The organism is Bacillus sp. B-jedd (genome assembly GCF_000821085.1).
In the GTDB taxonomy this organism is placed as follows: domain Bacteria; phylum Bacillota; class Bacilli; order Bacillales; family Cytobacillaceae; genus Bacillus_D.
Genome location: NZ_CCXR01000001.1, coordinates 3,407,405 through 3,428,634, shown reverse-complemented (window position 1 = coordinate 3,428,634; position 21,230 = coordinate 3,407,405). Strand labels below are relative to the sequence as shown.

The 21,230-nt window shown below is 45.4% G+C and carries 17 protein-coding genes; 12 read left to right on the top strand and 5 right to left on the bottom strand.

Annotated elements, in window-relative coordinates; translation table 11 throughout:
- Positions 1–11: 11 nt before the first annotated feature.
- Genes BN1002_RS16945 through BN1002_RS16935 form a run of 3 tightly spaced genes read left to right on the top strand, consistent with a single transcriptional unit; the run spans position 12 to position 2,517 of the window.
- Positions 12–1,208, top strand: a complete 1,197-nt coding sequence (locus tag BN1002_RS16945) for a M20 family metallopeptidase (protein ID WP_048826713.1) — start codon at positions 12–14, stop codon at positions 1,206–1,208.
- A 28-nt stretch (positions 1,209–1,236) separates the two neighbouring features.
- Complete coding sequence (locus BN1002_RS16940; RefSeq protein WP_048826712.1) at positions 1,237–2,055, top strand: DUF3100 domain-containing protein; 819 nt, start codon at positions 1,237–1,239, stop codon at positions 2,053–2,055.
- Between the two features lie 6 nt (positions 2,056–2,061).
- Positions 2,062–2,517, top strand: coding sequence for a hypothetical protein (locus BN1002_RS16935; protein ID WP_048826711.1), 456 nt, complete (start codon positions 2,062–2,064; stop codon positions 2,515–2,517).
- A 29-nt stretch (positions 2,518–2,546) separates the two neighbouring features.
- Here BN1002_RS16935 and BN1002_RS16930 read toward each other — a convergent pair whose 3' ends face one another.
- Together BN1002_RS16930 and BN1002_RS16925 are read right to left on the bottom strand one after the other, a co-directional pair.
- The gene (locus tag BN1002_RS16930) at positions 2,547–2,795 is read right to left on the bottom strand and encodes a hypothetical protein (protein WP_048826710.1); all 249 of its coding nucleotides are present in this window, start codon (positions 2,793–2,795) and stop codon (positions 2,547–2,549) included.
- A 330-nt stretch (positions 2,796–3,125) separates the two neighbouring features.
- Positions 3,126–3,521: a secondary thiamine-phosphate synthase enzyme YjbQ gene (locus BN1002_RS16925; protein ID WP_048826709.1), complete on the bottom strand. Its 396-nt coding sequence runs from the start codon at positions 3,519–3,521 to the stop codon at positions 3,126–3,128.
- Between the two features lie 281 nt (positions 3,522–3,802).
- Here BN1002_RS16925 and BN1002_RS16920 point away from each other — a divergent pair, with 281 nt between their 5' ends.
- From BN1002_RS16920 to ebgA, 6 genes are all read left to right on the top strand, one after another.
- Entirely contained in the window at positions 3,803–4,696 is an 894-nt protein-coding gene (locus tag BN1002_RS16920) for a DMT family transporter (protein ID WP_048826708.1), read from the top strand.
- Between the two features lie 73 nt (positions 4,697–4,769).
- Complete coding sequence (locus tag BN1002_RS16915) at positions 4,770–5,783, top strand: LacI family DNA-binding transcriptional regulator (RefSeq protein WP_048826707.1); 1,014 nt, start codon at positions 4,770–4,772, stop codon at positions 5,781–5,783.
- 650 nt (positions 5,784–6,433) lie between these two features.
- Positions 6,434–7,726 (top strand): ABC transporter substrate-binding protein, encoded by a 1,293-nt coding sequence (locus tag BN1002_RS16910; protein ID WP_048828019.1) that lies wholly within the window; start codon positions 6,434–6,436, stop codon positions 7,724–7,726.
- A gap of 89 nt (positions 7,727–7,815) precedes the next feature.
- The gene (locus tag BN1002_RS16905) at positions 7,816–8,733 is read left to right on the top strand and encodes a carbohydrate ABC transporter permease (RefSeq protein ID WP_082036276.1); all 918 of its coding nucleotides are present in this window, start codon (positions 7,816–7,818) and stop codon (positions 8,731–8,733) included.
- Complete coding sequence (locus BN1002_RS16900; protein ID WP_048826706.1) at positions 8,733–9,563, top strand: carbohydrate ABC transporter permease; 831 nt, start codon at positions 8,733–8,735, stop codon at positions 9,561–9,563. Before BN1002_RS16905 ends, BN1002_RS16900 begins: the two co-directional genes overlap by 1 nt.
- Before the next feature lie 11 nt (positions 9,564–9,574).
- The gene (ebgA, locus tag BN1002_RS16895) at positions 9,575–12,631 is read left to right on the top strand and encodes a beta-galactosidase subunit alpha (RefSeq protein ID WP_048826705.1); all 3,057 of its coding nucleotides are present in this window, start codon (positions 9,575–9,577) and stop codon (positions 12,629–12,631) included.
- A gap of 499 nt (positions 12,632–13,130) precedes the next feature.
- Here the strand turns inward: ebgA and BN1002_RS23415 are convergent, their stop codons facing one another.
- Positions 13,131–14,012: a DMT family transporter gene (locus tag BN1002_RS23415; protein ID WP_082036275.1), complete on the bottom strand. Its 882-nt coding sequence runs from the start codon at positions 14,010–14,012 to the stop codon at positions 13,131–13,133.
- Positions 14,013–14,773: 761 nt separating this feature from the next.
- On the opposite strand from BN1002_RS23415, the gene BN1002_RS16875 reads away from it, so the two are divergent.
- Complete coding sequence (locus tag BN1002_RS16875; RefSeq protein ID WP_048826701.1) at positions 14,774–15,322, top strand: competence protein ComK; 549 nt, start codon at positions 14,774–14,776, stop codon at positions 15,320–15,322.
- Between the two features lie 136 nt (positions 15,323–15,458).
- Here the strand turns inward: BN1002_RS16875 and BN1002_RS16870 are convergent, their stop codons facing one another.
- Together BN1002_RS16870 and BN1002_RS16865 are read right to left on the bottom strand one after the other, a co-directional pair.
- Complete coding sequence (locus BN1002_RS16870; RefSeq protein ID WP_048826700.1) at positions 15,459–16,646, bottom strand: amidohydrolase; 1,188 nt, start codon at positions 16,644–16,646, stop codon at positions 15,459–15,461.
- A 15-nt stretch (positions 16,647–16,661) separates the two neighbouring features.
- Positions 16,662–18,164, bottom strand: a complete 1,503-nt coding sequence (locus tag BN1002_RS16865) for a YfcC family protein (RefSeq protein WP_048826699.1) — start codon at positions 18,162–18,164, stop codon at positions 16,662–16,664.
- A 184-nt stretch (positions 18,165–18,348) separates the two neighbouring features.
- Between BN1002_RS16865 and BN1002_RS16860 the strand changes: the two genes are divergently transcribed.
- Together BN1002_RS16860 and BN1002_RS16855 are read left to right on the top strand one after the other, a co-directional pair.
- Complete coding sequence (locus BN1002_RS16860) at positions 18,349–19,230, top strand: LysR family transcriptional regulator (RefSeq protein WP_048826698.1); 882 nt, start codon at positions 18,349–18,351, stop codon at positions 19,228–19,230.
- Between the two features lie 77 nt (positions 19,231–19,307).
- Positions 19,308–20,732, top strand: a complete 1,425-nt coding sequence (locus BN1002_RS16855; protein WP_048826697.1) for a YfcC family protein — start codon at positions 19,308–19,310, stop codon at positions 20,730–20,732.
- The last annotated feature ends 498 nt before the right edge of the window (positions 20,733–21,230 follow it).

Here is a 21,230-nt window from a genome sequence, read left to right as displayed (position 1 = left end):
GAGGGACTGGAGTGGAGAACTTATTCGAAAAGCTGGATGAAGTTTATGACGAAATCGTTGCGATTCGCCGGTATTTGCATGCGTATCCGGAGTTGTCTTTTGAAGAGGTAAAGACAGCTGAATACATCGCGGATTATCATCACGGGCTGGGACACGAAGTCCGGACAGGCGTTGGCGGCAATGGTGTTGTTGCTTATTTGAAGGGAGACCGGCCGGGGCCGACTGTGGCGCTGCGGGCGGATTTCGATGCACTGCCGATTTTGGAGCAGACGGATTTGCCCTTCAAGTCGCGGAATGACGGGGTGATGCATGCGTGCGGCCATGACGGACATACGGCGACATTGCTTGGCCTTGCGAAGGTGTTGAACGGGTTGAAAGCCGAGTTGGAGGGCACGGTCGTGTTCATCCATCAGCATGCGGAGGAGCTGCCTCCGGGCGGGGCAATCTCAATGATTGAAGATGGCTGCCTCGAGGGTGTCGATGTGATTTTCGGAACGCACTTACAGGCACAAATGCCTCTTGGCGAGATTGGGTACAGGGTTGGTGCGATTCAGGCGGCACCGGACCGATTCGATATTAAAATCCAGGGGCGCGGCGGGCATGGCGCTTATCCACACCAAACGATTGACAGTATCCTGGTCGGGGGACAACTGATTAACAATCTCCAGCAAATCGTCAGCCGGAAGGTCGATCCATTGGATTCAGCAGTCGTATCGGTCACGTCATTCGTGGCAAAAAATCCGTACAACGTCATCGCGGATACGGCTGAAATGATCGGTACTGTCAGAACTTTTAAAGAAGAAACCCGCAATTTTATCGAAAAGGAAATGGAAAGGGTCGTCCGCGGAACGTGCGAGGTGAATGGTGCTCACTATGAATTCAAGTATTCGCGCGGCTATCCGACCTTGGTCAATCATAAGGAAGAAACAGAGTTTGTCGCGCGGTTGGCGGTGGATGTGCCTGGCGTTGAGAAGGTGGCGGAAACCGAACCCGTCATGGGTGGCGAGGATTATGCGTATTATTTGCAGCATGTGAAGGGGACTTTCTTTTTCACGGGCGCGGAGAACCCGGAGTGGATTGACTCCTACCCACACCATCATCCTAAATTCGATATCGACGAGCGCGCGCTGATGATTGCTGCGAAGGTGCTTGGAAAAGCGACGTTGGAGTATATGAAGGTGCATGCGGGCGAAGCCGTAAGCAATTAATGTTCAATGCGAAAAGGGGGAAGAGGAAATGAGTGAAAATGCTAGGGATTTATGGAAGGACTGGCGATTGCATCTGACGGTGCTCGCGATTGTTGTGGTGGCGGAGTTGATTGGCACGCATCGGATCCCTGTTGGGGTCGGCGTCATCCTGCTGCTGCCGATGCTGTATGCGGTCATCATCGGAATCGCCGTTTATTTCACTCCGGCTGTAACTAAGAAACAGTCTGAGAACGCTGAGACTCTTGTCTTTATTACACTTACTTTATTGATTGCAAAATTCGGCGTTCAGGCTGGTCCGGCGCTGCCGCTTCTGATTGAAGCGGGACCGGCGCTCGTTCTTCAGGAGCTTGGGAACCTGGGAACCATTTTCCTCGCTTTGCCGATTGCCGTATTTCTTGGTCTGAAGCGGGAAGCGGTCGGGATGACGCACTCGATTGGCCGGGAGCCAAATCTGGCGCTGATCACGGATAAATACGGTCTATCTTCACCTGAGGGCCGTGGCGTAATGGCGATTTATATTTTCGGAACGGTTTTCGGATCGATTTTCCTTGGACTTATTTCAGGATTTTTAGCGACAGCCACGCCTCTTCATCCGTACTCTTTCGCAATGGCGACTGGCGTCGGAAGCGGTAGTATGGCGGCTGCTTCACTCGGGCCGCTCGTGGCGAATTTTCCGGACATGGCGGACGAAATCACCGCATTTTCTGGAGCCAGCAACCTGTTGACATCGGTCACTGGTTTGTATGCGAGTATTTTGATCGGGCTGCCGTTAACTGAAAAGCTGTATAGCATGCTATCGCGAGTGAAAAATAAAAAAGCTGTTGAAGCGAACACAAAGGGGGCGTAATAACCAATGTTGAAAAGCATACAAGAATGGGTTGTCTTATTTGTTATTGTTTCCTTGCTGGTTCTTGTGGGGAACTGGATTGGTTATGAAGTCATGCCGCTTGCCGCGCTTCCTGGATTGCTTGTGTTAGTGGGACTTAGTTTAATCGGGCTGATCATCCATAAAGCCCTTCCGTTCAAAAAGATTCCGAGCATCGCCTACATCGGCATCCTTGGATTCATTATTACGATTCCGGGCATGCCGTTCCAGGAAAAAATTGTCGAGTGGACTGCGCAGGTAAATCTGCTGGCGATCGCAACTCCGATCCTGGCTTACGCCGGCATCTCCATCGGCCGCTCCTGGACCGACTTCGCCAAGCTCGGCTGGAAAACGATTATCATCGGGATGTGCGTGTTGCTCGGAACGTATCTGGGATCCGCCATCATCGCGGAAATCATCCTCCGATTCCAGGGGATTATATAAGGAAGAGAAAAGAATGGCCCGCATGGCTGCTACTGCAGTCGTGCGGGTTTTTTAGTGAGGCAGGGAGCGGTTCGATGCTTCCTTGGGTTTTTGAACCTGTCCCTTTTCTGTTGGCTCTGTAATCCTTGATTGTTGATTTCCACTCCGGGGACATGCTTTCCGCGGGGCGAAGCATCTACCTGCACCAACATCATGAGAAACATCCATGAATTGGCTTCGTGCTGCTTTGCGACGAGCTGAAGTTTCTCTTCCCCGAATAATCTATGGCGCAGGAGCATTCTTTATGGAGCCTCCTCGGCGTCCTAGACGCCTGTGGGGTCTCCACGTGCCGCTGCATCCCGCAGGACAACTGGCTTCTTCGAATGGGCTTTGCACGAAGGAAATGCGCTAGCATTTTCGAGGAGTCAGTCCCCTCCGTTCTTTATGGAGCCTCCTCGGCGTCCTAGACGCCTGTGGGGTCTCCACGTGCCGCTGCATCCCGCAGGACAACTGGCTTCTTCGAATGGGCTTTGCACGAAGGAAATGCGCTAGCATTTTCGAGGAGTCAGTCCCCTCCGTTCCAATCAACTCATTTAAAATCTACACTCACCTTTAACTGAGCCGTTCTGTTAAAGTGTTTTAACGTAAAAGTGTCGGGTCCGGGGACCGTCGAATTCACAGAAGTAGATCCCCTGCCATGTTCCGAGCAAAAGCCGGCCATCGTTGATGATGACGTGCTGGGAGGGGCCGACGGTGCTTGCTTTCATGTGGGCGGCTGTGTTCCCTTCCATATGCCTGTCCAAGTTATGGTACCACGGGTAGACTTCATCAAAGCGGCGGATCATGTCACGCTTGACGTCGGGGTCGGCGTTTTCATTGATGGTGAAGCCGGCTGTCGTGTGCGGGCAATAAACGATGACCGCGCCATCCTGCAGCCCTTGTCCGGATACATAGTTCTGGATGAGCTCGGTGATTTCGACCATTTCGTCCCTCGATTTTGTTTCCAGTGTGAATTTCTTTAACATGGTTGGCCTCCTTTTGGTCTTTCCTATTACTTTACTATAGGGATTTCAATGATGCACATAGAGGGAATCAAGGTTTTTGTTTTAGTAAAATAAGCGGAAAATCTGTTTACATTTACTAAAAATCAGAATATAATTTAGTTGTTAGTTTAAAAAAGACATTTCTTCTGCTATGGCTTATGCGATAAAATGATGGATAGAGAATTAGGTTTATACGGTTTTTGGTTTTGTAATGTTGTTAATTGGCCAAGGTTCGAGTGGAGAAAAGTTTAGAGGATGATTAGATGAAGAAACATATTGGAGAATTGAGTCTTACGATTGTAGCGATTATTTGGGGAAGCGGTTTTGTCGCAAGCGCGGCTGCGCTTGAGCATTATACACCATACCAGATTTTAGCGATCCGGTTTTTTATTGGCGCCCTTTTGTTAGGCGTTGTGTTTTTCGGGAAACTAAAGAAGATTAAAAAGAGTACTATTCTTAAAGGATCAGTGCTCGGGATCTTTTTGTATTTGGCATTTGCGTTTCAAACGGTTGGGCTGCAGTATACAACTCCTTCGAAAAATGCCTTTCTCACTGCGGTGAATGTGGTGATTGTCCCATTCATTGCGTATTTTATTTATAAGCGGAAAATGGACCGGTTTGAACTTTTTGGAGCAATTCTCGCGATTTCGGGGGTTGGGGCGATTTCACTGAAGCTTACTGCTGAAGTAAATATTGGGGACCTGCTTACGTTAATATGCGCGGTTGGGTTTGCGTTCCATATTTTCTACACCACGCAGTTTGTTAAGGATGAAGATCCAATTCTTTTAACCCTTGTCCAAATGGGAACGGCAGCCGTTTTGGGATTTGTAATTGTTTTCTTCAAGGGGGAAACGTCCCTTTCAATGAATCCAGAAGGGGTTTCCAATGTTTTATACTTGGGGGTTTTCTCCACGTCGCTTGCATTTTTATTGCAGACATTCGCGCAAAAATACACGACGGAAACAAGTGCGGCGATCATTTTGTCAACGGAGGCTTTTTGGGGGATGGTCTTCTCCATCATCCTGCTTAGTGAGGTCATTACGTTGAAAATGATTATCGGGGCGATTCTCATACTATTTGCCATTGTGATTTCGGAAACGAAGCTCAAATTTTTCAAAAAGAGACCTGTCGAGGAACCCATCGAGGAAGCTATGTAAGGTTTTGGAAGCTTCTCGTAAAGGTATTTGTTATGATGGAAGTAGTTAAATACAAATTAAGTAGGTATGGATAATGGCGACGATAAAAGACATTGCCGATTTGGCACAGGTTTCGATGGCAACAGTATCCAGGGTGCTGAATTATGATGAGACATTGAATGTGACGCCGGAGACGAAAAAGCGGATCTTTGAAGTTGCGGAGGAATTAAATTACGTCGTAAATTCGAAGAAGAAGAAACCGAAAAGGAAGGGGCTTATCGGCCTTTATTATTCCTATTCGCTTGAGGAAGAATTGGTTGACACATACTATTTGTCCATCCGTGTAGCGCTGGAAAAGAAGCTTAAAAGCATGGGGATGGAATACTATAAAATCAGCAGAGCCGAGACAAAGAAAACCCTCCCGAAACTTGATGGCATCATTTGCCTTGGGACATTCAAGCAGGCGGACATTGAGTTAATCAAGAGTTTTGAAAAGACAGCCGTTTTTGTCGATGCGAATCCCGACCTCGATCATTTTGACTCGGTCATCATTGATTTTCACTCTGCAACACAATCTGCGCTTCAATACTTATTGGAATTGGGCCACAAGAATATCGGCTTTATCGGCGGAGTTGAAACCGATATGTATGGCAACCGTTTCAAGGATTTGCGTCAGGATGTGTTTGAGACTTTCTTGACTGAAAAAGGGATTTATAAAGAAGAGTTTGTCAAAATTGGCGGCTATAATCCAAAGGACGGATACTTGATCATGAAGGAATTGCTAAGTGGTGACCAGCGGCCGACCGCTGTGTTTGTCGCAAACGATTCAATCGCGGTCGGTTGCTATAAGGCAGCTTATGAGTTGGGCGTCAGAATTCCGGATGACCTTAGCATCGTTGGGTTTAATGATGTATCATCGGCTCAATATATGGTACCGCCGCTCACAACGATCAAACTGTATACGGAATTAATGGGAGAAACAGCCGTCGAGCTTTTACTTGAAAGAATCGCATCAAAACGTGAAATCTCAAAAAAAGTTACCATCCACACAAAACTAATAGAACGAGAAAGCGCAGCCCCAGTAAAAAACTTATCCAAGACCCAATAAAGGGTCTTTTTTTTATTCCCCTTGGATATTAAAAGCGACAACGAACTGATAAAGGCCGAATGTTTTTACTAAAACACATCTTAATAAAATCATCTGGATGAACCAAAAACATAACAAAAAAGGGTATTTTTTACTGTTATTTTCAAAAATCACCCTGTTTTACTTAATTTAATTGAATTTTACTAAAATTTTATGTGTAAATTTCATAGAAAATATTGAATGTTACCTCAGACAGAGTTAAAATGAAAAAGTAAAAACCGTTGTCTTTTACTGAAAAGGGGTTGGGAGTATAAGTAATAATGTAAGGGGTTTCAAATAATTGACAGAATATTAAACCAAACATACTCAAAGTTAAGACTTTAACTATATAGGTTGTATTAAAGATTTATGCATAGATGATTGGAGCGGAAGGCACGTAGACTCCTCGAAAACGCTATCGCGTTTCCTTCGTGCAAAGCTAATCGAGGAAGCTGTTTGTCCTATGGGATGTAGCGGCAAGTGGAGACCCCGGAGGCGCTTAAGCGCCGAGGAGGCTCCACTGGCGCCCCATGGAAAGCGAAGTGCCGGGAGCGGAAATCAAGCAAACAACTTATATAGTAATCTCGCAATCCAGCAGTAAAAAAACAATACAAAAAATTGGGGGACCAATTATGAAAAAGTATCTTTCACTGTTACTAGCTATAATGCTCTTAGTACTGTCAGCTTGCTCGAACAAATCCTCAGACGCTGGGGAAAAAACAGGTGATGCGAAAAACCCTGCAGGCACCATTACGGTTTGGGGATGGGATATCGCAGCAGCAACAATGAAGGAAGCGGTCGAAGACTTCCAGAAAAAATATCCTGATGTAAAAGTACAGGTTGAAGACTTCAACAGCGGTGACCTTTACGAAAAGCTGACGGTTGGTTTAGCTGCGAGAGGAAGCGGCCTTCCTGATGTAGTGCTCATGGAGGACGAACGGATTCCTGGATATATCAACCAATTTCCAGAGGGATTCCTGAATTTGAGCAAGCTTGGATATGACAAACATAAGGATTCATTCAACCCTGCAAAGGTTGCCTCCGTGCAGGATAAAGATGGAAACTTCATCGCTGCGCCATGGGATATCGGCCCTGCAGGAGTCTTTTACCGGGTTGATTATTTTGAAAAGGCCGGCGTAGATCCTGAATCGATTAAGACTTGGGACGACTATATCGCCGCTGGTAAGAAAATTAAAGAAGCAACCGGCAAAAAGATGCTTCCGATTGATATTCCCAACTATGATGGCGTTTTCCAAATGATGATGCAGCAGCAAGGACTGTCTTATTTCAATGAAGATGAAAAGATTACGCTCCAGTCTCCTGAAGCGGTTCGCGCGATGAAGGTGATTAAACAGCTTCATGACGAAGATTTGATTTTGAACAACAAGGGCTGGGACGGAATTGTAACAGCAACCGTCAATGGTGAAGTAGCGACGATTCCTTATGGTGTTTGGTATACAGGCACGATTATGGACCAGGCTCCTGATTTGAAAGGCAAATGGGATGTGTTTTTCTTGCCGGCCTTTAAAGAAGGCGGAAGCCGCTATGCAAACGTAGGGGGATCGTCCTTATTGATTCCAGCTTCCACTAAGAATGAATCTGCGGCTTATGCATTCCTTGAGTACTTTACAACAAATAAGGAACCACAAATGATCGGGTTCAATAATTACGGTCTCTTCCCATCATTGAAGGAAACCTATAATGAAGAGCAATTTACGGCTAATAATGAATACTTTAACAATGGGCCAATCTTCAAGCGTTTTGCTGAGATTGTGGACGAAGTTCCTAAAATTCATTTGACCAAGGACTATGCAAAAGCAAGCAGTTTGGTTTCTGATTCACAAGCAGCGATTCTTCTGGAAAACAAATCAGTGGAATCTGCCTTGAAGAATGCACAGAAACAACTTGAAAACCAAATGAAATAAATAAATGGCTGGCCGAAATGAGAGAGGGCAACGCTCCTTCTCTCATTTCCATCATATGAAGGTTATTCGGAAGTCAGGAGGCGCAATAAGTGAAAAGTACGGAACCGGTAGTAAGTTCTGCCCCTAAATATCAACCTAAAACGAGAAAGAACCTATTAACCCCTAAAAATGCGCCATATTTGTTTGTGGCTCCGGCATTTATCCTAATCTTGATTTTTACTGTTTATCCCGTCATTTCTTCGTTCATCCTAAGCTTTCAAAAAGTGCAGGGCGTAGAAAAAACATTTGTTGGTTTTGCCAACTACACAAGGTTGTTCCATGACCCGATTTTTTATAAATCATTGATGAACACCTTTCAGATCTTGATTGTCCAAGTGCCCCTTATGATCTTTTTGGCGATCCTTATCGCTGTCGGACTCAATTCGGCCCTGATTAAGGCGAAGTCACTTTTCAGGATTGCTTATTTCATGCCGGCGATTACGGCGCTTGTCGCTGCCTCGATTGTCTTTATGATTCTCTTGGACGAGCATTTCGGACTAGTAAACTATCTTCTATCGCTCGTTGGCATGGACAAAATTCCATGGTTGACGACTCCGTTTTGGGCAAAGGTTTCTGTCATTCTCGTAATGACGTGGAGATGGACCGGATACAATATGGTCATCTTCTTAGCGGGGCTGCAGAATATCCCGGCTGATTTATATGAAGCGGCAAGTATCGACGGCGCGGGAAAGGTGAAACAATTTTTCATGATCACGCTGCCCCAGTTGAAGCCGGTATTCATTTTTACCGTGGTCATGTCGACGATTGGGACACTTCAGTTGTTTGACGAGCCGTTTATTTTGACACAGGGCGGCCCGAACAGCGCGACGATGACGATTACGCTTTATTTATACGAAACAGGCTTTAAGTTTTTCGACTTTGGCTATGCGTCCGCGATTGCTTATGCGCTAGTCATGATCACGGCAGTCATTTCATGGATCCAGATGAAATTGGTAGGTGAAGATTAATGATAACTTCTAAGAAGCTTTCAACGAAAATCTGGATGTATGCTTTACTTTTAATCGGTGTCATTCTATCGATCGCTCCATTTTATTGGATGATTGTCGGCTCGACCCATCAATCGGGCGATATCTTCCGTGTCCCGCCAAAGCTGCTGCCTGGCGAGCACTTAGCCGAAAACTTCAAGTCGCTGAGTGAGTCGATCGGGATTGCGAAAGTCTTTTGGAATTCCTTGTTCATCGCGACTGTCTATACGGTTCTAAGCACACTGATCAGCGCGATGGCAGGCTATGCTTTTGCAAAATACCGCTTTAAAGGGAAAAATGCTTTCTTTTTCGTGATTCTATGTTCGCTCATGATTCCTTTCCAAGTAACGCTGATTCCAATGTTTGAGATGATGGTTACTTTCGATTGGTTAAATACGTATCAAGCGATTATCCTGCCTAGTTTGGCCGCTCCATTCTCCATATATTTAATGAGGCAAAATATGCAGGCTGTTCCGGATTCGATTATTGAAGCATCCCGGGTTGACGGGGCGGGAGAACTAAGGATTTTCTTCACGGTTATCTTGCCGGTAACGAGGCCGGCACTCGCCGCTGTCGCCATCTTCCAATTCATGTCGCAATGGAACAGCTTACTCTGGCCGCTCATCACGCTGAATTCGAAGGATATGTTCACCCTTCCAGTCGCGTTATCGAGCTTAATTGGAATGGCGAGAATTGATTATGGGGAAGTCATGCTTGGAACGACGTTATCAACGATTCCAATTATGATTTTCTTCTTATTACTGCAAAAACAATTTATTTCAGGAATTTTAGGTGGTTCTGTAAAAGAATAAGAGGTGTAGTTATGAAAAAGCTTAAAAGATGGGAAGACATTCATACAGACGGAATAAATCGGATGGAACCGAGGGCGCATTTTACCAGTTTCCCTTCGCGTGTTGCGGCAGAGACTGGGGACGCTGGCAAAAGCCATTTCTATCAATGCCTGAACGGCACATGGAAGTTCCTTTTCCTTGATGCCCCGGAATATTCGCCGGAAGGCTTTTATGCCGAAGAATATGAGACCGCCAACTGGGATGATATCGCGGTTCCTGGCAACTGGCAGCTGCAGGGCTATGGGAAAATGCATTATTCCGACCTTTGGTATAACTTTCCGATTATCCCGCCGCGCGTGCCGACGGATAATCCGACAGGGATTTACCGCCGTGAATTTGAATTGGACCGCAGCCTTGAAGGCGAACAATTGATCCTTCGTTTCAATGGCGTGGATTCAGCGTACGAGTTATATGTCAATGGCGAGTTTGCCGGCTACAGCAAAGGCGCGAGGCTGCAAGCTGAATTCGATCTGACTGGCCTTTGCCGCCCAGGCAAAAATACTTTGGTTGTCCGTGTCTTCCAATGGTCTGACGGAACGTATATCGAAGACCAGGATATGTGGTGGCTGAGCGGAATTTTCCGTGATGTCGAGCTTTACACAAGGCCGGTTGCCGGGCTCTATGACTATATGGTGAAAACGGAACTTGATTCCGGCTATCAAAATGCAACTCTATCTGTCTCGGCAAAGCTGACAGAACAGAGTGGCCAGACAATTGCCTATGAACTAGTCAGCCCAGGCGGGGAAGTGGTTTTCAGCGAGGAGCAAAAGGCTGACGAACCGTTCTCAAAGCTTGTTGAAGCGCCATTAAAGTGGAGCGCTGAGGAACCGAACTTATATCATCTTTATATGACTGTGAAAGATGCTTCCGGTAAGACGATTGAAGTAGTCCAGCAGCATGTCGGCTTCCGTACGATTGTGATGGCGGGTGAAACCTTCCTTGTGAACGGCGTGGCGATCAAGTTCAAGGGTGTGAACCGCCATGATTACAACCCTAAAACCGGGCGTGTCGTCACGAAAGCAGAAATCGAACGCGATATTATTACAATGAAGCAAAACAATATCAATGCGGTCCGGACGGCGCATTATCCGAACGCTCATTATTTATATGACCTTTGTGATCAATACGGCATGTATGTAATTGATGAAGCGGATCTCGAATGCCACGGGTTTGAATTGACTGGAAACTATAAATGGATCAGCGATGACCCACAGTGGGAATTGGCGTACGTATCAAGGATGGAACGAATGATTGAACGCGACAAGAACCATCCATGTATCATTATGTGGTCACTCGGGAATGAATCATCTTTTGGCCATAATTTCCGTATGATGGCAAAACGGACGAAGGAAATGGATCCAACACGCCTTGTCCATTACGAAGGAGATTTCGAAGCCGAGGTTACTGATGTTTACAGCACGATGTATACATGGCTCGAACGCCAGGATGACAGGCTGACCATGGCAAAAGTGATCGAAAAGTCGAAGAAGCCTCATATTCTATGCGAATACGCGCATGCGATGGGGAATGGCCCCGGCAACTTAAAAGAATACCAGGATTTATTTTACAAGTATGATAAGCTGCAAGGCGGCTTCATTTGGGAATGGTTCGATCATGGGATTGAAACAGTCGCAGAGGATGGAACGGTGTATTACCGCTATGGCGGGGATTTTGGTGACGATCCGACCAATGGCAACTTCTGCATCGATGGCTTGATCATGCCGGATGGAACGCCATCCCCGTCACTATTTGAGTATAAAAAGGTAATCGAGCCGGTCCAAACAGAGGCCGTTGATATTGAAAAAGGCCTGTTCCGCTTGATTAACCGCTATGATTTCCTTTCGCTTGATCATCTGGAATTAACGTGTACCCTGTATGAGGACGATCAAGTTCTGAACACGTTTAACGTAGAGTTGCCGCACATCGCAGGGCGCGGAACGGCGGAAATTCAGCTTCCTGTCGGACAGGATCTGGACAAGATTGCCGGTGCGAAGTATTACTTTGTCTTCTCCTATACTTTGAAGGAAGATACACCTTGGGCACCTATGGGCCATGAACTGGCCAACGCTTCATTTGTGCTCCCAGGCAAGGAACGCCAGCCAAAGTTTCATGCCGGCGGTGAACTCCAAGTGTCGGAAAAAGGCGCTTTCGTCACTGTCAGCGGTCCGGGTTTCAGCGTCACGTTTGACGCGGTTCGTGGAGCAATTACAGAGGTAGTAAGGAACGGGCATATTGAGATTGAAAGCGGTCCGCGCTTTAATTTCTGGCGTGCTCCGATTGATAACGATATGTACTATGTAACGGACTACCGCACGAAATATTTCATGCATTTGGGCCATGAGATTGTTGAAGGTGTCCATTATGAGGTAAAAGACGGCGTGTTTACATGGCAGACGGATGCCCTCTACGGGACCACGAATAGCTCCTGGCATTACAAGCTGAAGTACTTCTACAGCATTTATCCAGATGGCGATATTGACTGCCGGATCGACGGTGTTGCTTCAGGAATGAAGGAAAATGCGCCTGTCATGATTCCCCGCCTTGGTGTGAATATGCGCTTGTCGAAGGAGTTCAATGCTGCCCAGTGGCGCGGCCGCGGCCCTGGCGAAAGCTATGTGGATTCGAAAGAGGCCAATCATTTGGGTGTATACCGGAAAACTGTTGATGAGCTGTTTACGAATTATGTGATGCCGCAGGAAAACGGCAACCGTTCTGACTGTGACTGGGTCAGCTTTACAGACGATGAGGCAAACGGTCTGATTGTCGTTGCGGACGAGACGTTTGATTTCAGCGCTTCAAGGTATGAAGTCAGTGATTTGGAACTGGCTAAGCACACCATTGATCTGAAGCCGCGCGATTATGTGGTCTTGAATATCGATTACAAACAGAACGGCCTCGGCAGCAATTCCTGCGGACAGGACCAGCTGGAGAAATATCGATGCAAATTCGAAGACTTTACACTGCAATTCAGAATTTCATCATTCGACGCCAACAAAACCTCAGCAGTGGAGCTGGGGCGGGAAAAATAACCTGTTCTCGGGAGAAGACCTGATCAAGCTCGGTCTCTAAGCCCTTCGCGGGTGAGAAAGTATCCAACCTGTCACAGAGCAGCGGTCTCTAAGCCCGTTGCGGATGAGAAAGGATTCAAACGGTAACAGAGAAGTTGTCTCTAAGCCCTTCGCGGGTGAGAAAGGATTCAAACGGTCACAGAGAATCAGTCTCAACGACCGTAGCGGTCGGAAAACTTCTCTATGGTCGAATAGAACCGATCTCATCGCTCGGAAAATTCCTCTACGGTCGAATAGAACCGACCTCTAAGCCCGTCGCGGGTGAAAAAGGAACCAACCGGTAACGGAGCGGCGGTTACTCGAAGCAAAGAAGGTTTCGAGGATGGCGGGAGCCTCGGCAACCGGGATAGAGTGCCCCGCGGAAGGTTTTTCTTTTGCCGGAAGGGGGGCGGACCTATTCTTTGGGGTTGTCCAGGTTTTCGCTTTGGATGAATATAGAGAACTTTCGGAAGCAGGGAGCTTAGTCCCTGCTTCTTTTTTTGCCGATGCCTGTGATGAGGGCGAGGCTGCCGAGGATGATGAGCAGGCCGGCGATCATTCCGGCGGTGATTTGTTCATTGAGAAAGATGGCGCCCCAAACCATGCCGAAGGGCGGGATGAGGAAGGTGACAGTTACCGTCTTGGTTGGACCAACGTTTTTGATCAGATAGTAATAGAGGACGTAGCCCAAGGCGGTTGAGAAGATGGCGACGCCGAGGACCGAGTACAAAACGGCCGGGCTGATGGCCAGCGGTTGTGCCGGGAAGCCAACCACGGTGATCGGGATTAATAGGATTGTGGCGCCTATCAGCTGTCCGGTTGAAACCGCGAATGGCGAGCTGTCCTTAAAAGTTTTTTTAGCATATACACCTCCGAAGGCATAGGAAATCGTCGAAAGCAAGGAGCAGAGACATGCCAAAAATACCTCAAGGGAGGGTTCTACTGGACTCCAGCCGACTGTGATGACGACACCAATCAATCCAAGGAGGATTCCCGCGCTTTTTGCAAAAGTGAGTTTTTCCTTCAACCAAGCCCAGACAGCGATTGCAGTGAAGAAGGGAACCATGGCGTTGATGATGGCTAATAAGGACGCGTTCAAATGGAGGGCTGCCAGGGAAACGAGAGTAAAGGGTATGGCTGAATTCAGGGCGCCGATGATGAAGTACTGCTTCCAGCGCAGTTTAAGATCGATTGGTTTCCGGAAAAGTAGGGCTATGGCCAGCAAGCCGAGTGCGGCAAATGCGGCCCGTCCGTGGGTGGTCAAGTAAGGGCCGATGGCGGGAGAGGCAATCCGCACGAATAGGAAGGATGACCCAAACAAAGCTGCCAACGCGAACAATACAGCAAGTTCTTTTAGTCTCACAAGCTTCGCCCCTTGTTTTTAAAAAGATTCCTTTTTTCAGTGTATTCCGGGCGGGGAAAACGGTGAGGCAGGGAAGATATTGAGATTAAATGGCCTGGGAAATTGAACATTGACAGTGTGAGTTTAATAAACATTGTTGTTAAATAGCAGGGTAAGGATTTTTATATTTTGCTGGTGAAAAAGCTGTTAGCAGGGAATTTAATGAGGCCTAAAATGCTGTATTTACAGTGTTTACAGGCATTTTTTATTGAATATGTGTAGTACTGAACATTTTGTGAAAACTGGTCGAAATTTACAAAAAGTTGTCAAAATTTCTTAATAAAGAATTTATTGTGCGTTTAATTGGTGAAGGTGTAAAAATATATCCATGTACGAGGATAATTTTGGGAAAAAGAGCGAGGGAAGAAATAGTATACAGATATAGTGTGGTGTTGACAAGCGTGATGTGGGAAATGTTAGGGGCGACTGAGAAGTGCCGTGAATGAAGTTGAATTATTTTCTAAATATTGATTTTACTTCCAAATATTTATTATTCATAATATTGATTGAAAGGAGGCAGGAGGGTATTTAATCTATAAACGGAGGGCAGCTCGGTAGTACATAACGGAGGATGTTTTTTGTAAGGACAGGAAAGCAAAAAAAGCGGAAACCCACGGGAACCGTCTTCGAAAACATATCCCCGGGGGCTCAGGTATTGGGTATACCAACACAATGTTAGTATACCCCTTATTGAAAATATTGCAAATTGAGGGAGAGCTAGAATGGAAAAATTGCCACAGTATTTAATTCATGAAAATACGGTTTGTTTAATTGAAGACTATGATGAAAATGGCAATAAGGAAGCAAAGGTGATTGATGGCGATGACCAGCTCGTTGTCGTCCAGCCCCCATTGAAAATTATTCATTTTACTTTGCAAAAAATGGGGTTCAGCCTGCGTGGAGCAATTGATGGCTCGAGGTATTTGCTTGGGAAGGAGCAGTATATGCTGCCACTGACAATCAATTCCGCCCTGGGGATTTATCTGATTCCGACGAAGGCTTATGGAAGGCATGATTGCTGCTGGCTGTCGCTCATGCATATTCTGGACATTGAGCCTCTAGATACCCATTTAACCCGGGTGCACATGAGCTACGGCCATACGATCGACCTGGACATGAAAGCAAATATGTTCATCCAGAGGCTGCACAAAGCCAGAAAGCTCCGTGAGGCTGTGACTAGAAACACCAAAAGCCCGCTCACCTTCTACCTCCCGCCTAAAGCAGGCTACAAAATTATTGAAGGCGACGGCGAATACTTTCTGAAGAAATAGAGATACAGGGATACAGGGACGGTTCCAACGCTACTTTCGGGTGTCGATAGTAGGGGAAGAACCGTCCTTTTGCATCGTACGTCCAGCAAGGCAAAAGAGAAGCCTCTATCGAACTGACGATAAAGGCTTCCACTAACTAGTTATTATTTTTTCCGAAATCGGTTTTGATTTTGTCCAACAGCCCTGGTTCTTTTAAGGCTGTTAAGATGAAGAAACCGATGATTTTAGCGCCGTTTTCAATGACTTCTTTAATGTGGTCTGACTTCATTACATCCGCAAATTCTTTTGAATGAAGTGGAAGATATTTATCTGTTATTGCCAGCATTGGGTGAAACGCAGGGCAAACATGGCTGACGTTTCCGATATCGGAGCTTCCCAACATCGATTTATCGTCTTCCTCAAAAGGAATATTCAGCTCTCTCATTACTGACCGGATGGCTTCAATGCCAGGTTCGTTCAATTTCATATCTGCAAAATCCGCATTAATAGGATGATACTCCACTTGTGTTTCAGTAGCTAAAGCCGCTCCGTCCGCACAGTTTTTCACCTTTTTAATCACTTCATCCAAATAAGCGCGGCTGCTGCTCCTCATTACAGTTTGTACCTGGGCTTTGCCTGGGACAACGTTTGTTGATTCTCCGCCCCTAGTGATGATGCTGGAAATACGGGTATCTGTTTTCACATGCTGGCGGAGCATGTCCATGCCGTGCAGGGCTAACATGGCTCCATTCAGAGCGTTTCTGCCTTCCCAAGGAGAAGCGGATGCATGGGCTGTAGCCCCGGTAAAGTTCATTTCCATATCGGATAAGGCTAGAAATTGTAAAGATGGGTAGGTAACTTGCGAATTCATATGAATCATTATTACAAAATTATAATCATTGAAATACCCTTGGTTTGCAAGATCGATTTTACGGCCGGCCACTTCCTCGTCCGGTGTACCGATTAAATCTATATTTGCATCTAATTCTTCGTTTAATCTCGCTAAAGCAAGGGCTGAAAGTAAGCTGATGCTTCCGCTAGCGGAGTGTCCGCAGGCATGTCCCACTTCTGGCAGGGCATCGAATTCCATGATTATCCCTATTTTGACGTCGGAATTGGGAGCCTCTTTAATAGTGGCTCTGAATGCTGTTGGCAAACCGGCCAATTCCTTTTCAAACTTAATGTTATTGTTGTCCAAAATGGCAAATATTTTTTTTACCGTCTCAAATTCCTGGCCGGAGATTTCAGGGTGCTCGGCAAGATCATAGTTGAAATCAAATGCGGTTCCTTTTATTTCTGAAACTTCTTTTAAAAAAAGGTCCTTTAATTCATTTAATGTTTTCATCCCATATCCTCCTCTTTAAGCTGTGATAAAGGTAACAAGTGCCAAAAATGCACAAACAATCACAAATACGATGATTAAAAACTTGCTAATAAACTTGAACCAAGTTCCCAATGGAATATTTGTCATCCCGAGAACAGCCATGACAAGTGCGGAAGTCGGGCTGAATAAATTCACTGTTCCGTTCCCTGCCTGGAAGGCCATAATGATGATGTGCTTCGGCACCCCGACAAAGTCGCCTAAGCCGCTCATAACCCCCATCGTTGCGGAAGCGAGGCCTGAGGTGGAGTAAATAAGCAAACTCATTGGGATATAGAAAATATACGTAATAATACTGAATAATACAGGCGGCAGATTACTTAAATTCTCTTCGCCAAAATGCAGCAGGGTAGCCGTCATATAGCCATCGTTCATTACTACTTGAATTCCTCTTGCAATCGCAACGATAAAGGCAATTTTCACCATATCTCTTGCGCCATCGACAAATGTATCGACTACTTCAGATTCATTCATCCCAGCAGCCAGTCCAACAATAACGGCCATGACCATGAATAGCAGGGTGATTTCGGTAAAGTACCAATCACCAAATGGTGTAATATCCTGTCCTACGAAATTGCCGAGGAATGGAATGCCTTTGAACCAATTCGTAAATGTGGCAAAGAACGTCCAATCTTTATTAATACTGCTCCAAGGCACGAGCCCAAGGATCATGACAGCAAAAGTTAGAATAAAGAGCCACAATACCCTTTTCTGCGATTTCGTTACTTTATAATCAACACTCTGGAGCTTATATTTATGGATGTCTGCTTCGCGGTTAGCGTAGACATATGATTTTTCTGGATTCTTTTCAATTTTTGCCGCATACCGATACACGTAAAAAATAGCAACGGTCACTAAGATCAGGTAGAGCGCGATCCTCCAGATTAACCCTTCTCCAGGGGAAATACCGGCAGCTTGAGCAGCCACGCCGGTCGCGAACGGGTTAACAGTTGAGGCAAGCACACCTACTGTGGTGGCAATTAAGATTGTCGCAACGGCCACAATCGTATCCAAGCCTATGCTTACCATAATCGCAATAAGCAGCGGATAAAAGGCCAGTGTTTCTTCAGCCATTCCATAGATGGTTCCGCCTAAAGAGAATAAAATCATTAGGATAACGATTAACTTTTTCTCTTTACCTTGGTATTTTTTCAAAATGGAGCCGATTCCGTTGTCAAGGGCCTTTGTTTTATTCACAATGCCCAGAAATCCTCCAATGACTAAAATGAATAACGAAACTGGAATAGCCCCGCCGGTTTTATCATTGCCGAGCATACCTTCAATCGGAGCTTTTGCAACATCCCACAATCCTTGTGGATGGGATTTGATAACTTTATAAGTGCCTGGAATGAGATTTCCGCTGTCATCTGTTTGATATTGGCCAGCAGGAACGACCCAAGTCAATATTGCTACAACTAAAATAATTGCAAACAAAATGGCATAAGAAGAAGGCATTCTAAATTTAAAAGCCTTTTTTTCCATTTTTATTCCTCCTCAAGTTTTTCAACTTAGTTTTGCTTTCACAATGCCAATTATACGAGCATAATAATTAAAAAATATTCCAATGTGGAATACTGTGTATAAAACATATTGATAACAACTGAGCATTCCATGTCTTAAAATAAAAACACCTATAGTATAAGTGGATACTGGGAGTGAGAATTTAATGATCAATCTTAAGCATTTAGAAACTTTTAGAATGGTTGTTGAAACAGAAAACTTATCACAGGCAGCTAAAAAGCTGAATTATACCCAGCCAACAATCAGTAAACACTTAATGCAGCTTGAGACTGATATGGGCATTCCCCTTTTCAAAAAAAGCCAAGGAAAGCGGGAGCTCACTAAGTACGGAAAGATCCTGTATAAATACTCACTTGTGCTTTTAAAAGACATGTACTTCCTTTCCTCTGAAATTAAATCTACTAAAGAGAATCAAATAAAAATCCGCCTGGGAGGGCTGGATCAATTTTTATATTCATTATTCCTTCCGCATATTCAGGACTTTAAAAGAGAATCAGCCTCTTTCTCCTATGAATTGATCTCCGGCAGCAGCGACGAGACGATTTATAAACTTGAACATAACCAGCTTGATTTCGGAATTGTTATTGGGAGGGAGGTCTCGACAGATTTTGAAAGCTATTGCCTTGGCTACGAAAATTTATATTTAATTGCATCAAAAAAAACGATTGATTATGCCTTATCCCATCATATGGCGATTGATCAAATCCCGGTTTTAACTGATAGAAAAGCGAGCTTTATCTATAGGGGGATAATAAAAAGGCGCCTAATCAATAATAAAGTAATCCATTGTGAAAGCGATGAGGTCATTTACCAGGGGGTTAAAAACGGGCACTTCCTGGGGCTTGGAGGGTCCTTCCTTTTTGAAAGGGATTTAAAATACGACAGGGAAAGGTACGTCATTTTGCAGGAATTCAACTCGAATGTTCCTGTTAAACTTGTGACTCAAAAGACAACATTGGAAAATCAGTATTTAAAGGATTATTACGATTCATTTATTCGTTATCTAAAATCTTTAATACAAAAATAACAGAATGAAGATTAGGGATTCATGGTTGGCAGCAAGGAAAAGGCAATGGTTACTCATGTTCTTTGGAGGAGAAAATGATGAAAAGCATTGGTACAACTGGGGACTCACAGAAGCATGTAAAAAAACCGAAAAAAAAGATGAAAGAAATCAATATTTTTGTCCTATTATTGGTCTTACTAGGCCTTTGCATTATTTTGACTTATATTTTGCCTTCCGGAGAATATGTAAGGGAAACGATAGGCGGTAGAAGTGTAGTGGATCCTGCCTCTTTTCATTTCATAGACTCCCCGCCATTAGGGTTTCTGGACATCATTAGCAGCATCCCATTAGGCATGGTTGATGCGGCGTCGATTATGTTCTTTGTCATAATCATTGGCGGCGTTTATGGCATCATCAATTCAACCGGCGCGATTGAGGCTCTGATTATGACTGTCATAAAAAAATTAGGGAACAAGGAAAAAATATTAATTCCTGGCTTAATGCTATTTTTTGCCCTGCTTGGTTCTTTGCTTGGCATGTTCGAAGAAACTCTGCCGTATCTTCTCATTATCGCACCGTTGATGATTTCATTAGGATACGATGTTCTTACCGGCCTGGGGATTGTTTTTGTCGGTGTTTCTGCCGGCTTTACTTCAGCCATCATGAATCCCTTTACCGTGGGCATTGCCCAGGAAATCGCCGGGCTGCCTCCTTTTTCAGGAATGGGGCTTCGTTTGTGCGCCTTTGTTGTGATGTACGCGGTATCCGTCACATTCGTGTATCGATATGCGATGAAAGTTAAACGTAACCCTTCGCTGGGCGAATATGGGTCAATAGAACAGAGCGAAATCGAAAAACTGCTGTTGTCGGATATAAAACTGGAAGCAAAACAAAAGATTATTTTAGTTTGCTTTGTACTCAATTTGCTCATCATTTCAATCGGAGTCATCCAATTCAACTGGTTTATTAATGAAATAGCTGGTATGTTTCTCGTGCTTGGCATTATCGTCGGCATGATTGCCGGATTTAATTCGAATCGGATTGTGGAAGAATTCCTGAAAGGTGCGCAATCCATTTTATACGGGGCGCTGATTATTGGTTTTGCCAGGGCAATTGTGATTGTCCTGAATGAAGGACATGTTATGGATACGATTCTCTATTATGCGGCATCGATAATAGAACATTTGCCGCATTCATTAACAGCTATCGGCATGATGTTCTTTGACTCTCTTCTTCACATTGTCGTTCCTTCCGGGAGCGGCATGGCCGCCCTGACGATGCCCATTATGGCGCCGTTATCGGATATTGTCGGGATAACCCGGCAAACCGCCGTACTCATCTTCACCTTTGGCGATGGCATCATGAATCTCATCATACCCGGAGTGGCAGTAGCAGGCGTCACCCTCGTAGGAGTCTCCTACATTCGCTGGCTGAAATGGCTCGCGCCGCTCCTGCTCATGCAATACGCAGTCGCCATCGTCTTTGTCATGATCGCCTACCTAATTAATTATGGGCCGTTTTAAAAATAGCTCAGTTAAAGGGGAATGTTGATTTTCAAGAAGGTGATAGGAACGGAGGGGACTGACTCCGGCGGGATGCAGCGGCACGTGGAGACCCCTCGAAAAGCGGAAGCGACCTCGAGGGGCTAGGCGCTCCTCGAAAATCCTCCATTATGCTAACGCATAATCTCGTACAATGTTTCTCATGGAAGCTTTCCTAGTGCTATCGCTTTTTCTTCGTGCGTGAGTCTATGCTGCCGACGCCTTCCCTGTGCAGCTGGACAAACAGGCGTCTAGGATGCCGAGGAGGCTTCAAAAAGACTGCTCCTGCGCCACAGACTATTCGGGGAAGCGAACCTTCAGCTCGTCGCAAAGCTGCAAGAAGCCAATTCATGGATGTTTCTCATGAAGTTGATTCAGGTAGATGCTTCGCCACGCGGAAAGCATGTCCCCGGAGTGGAAATCAACAATCAAGGATAACAAAAAAATAAATAAGTGATACAGGGACGGTTCCAACGCTTC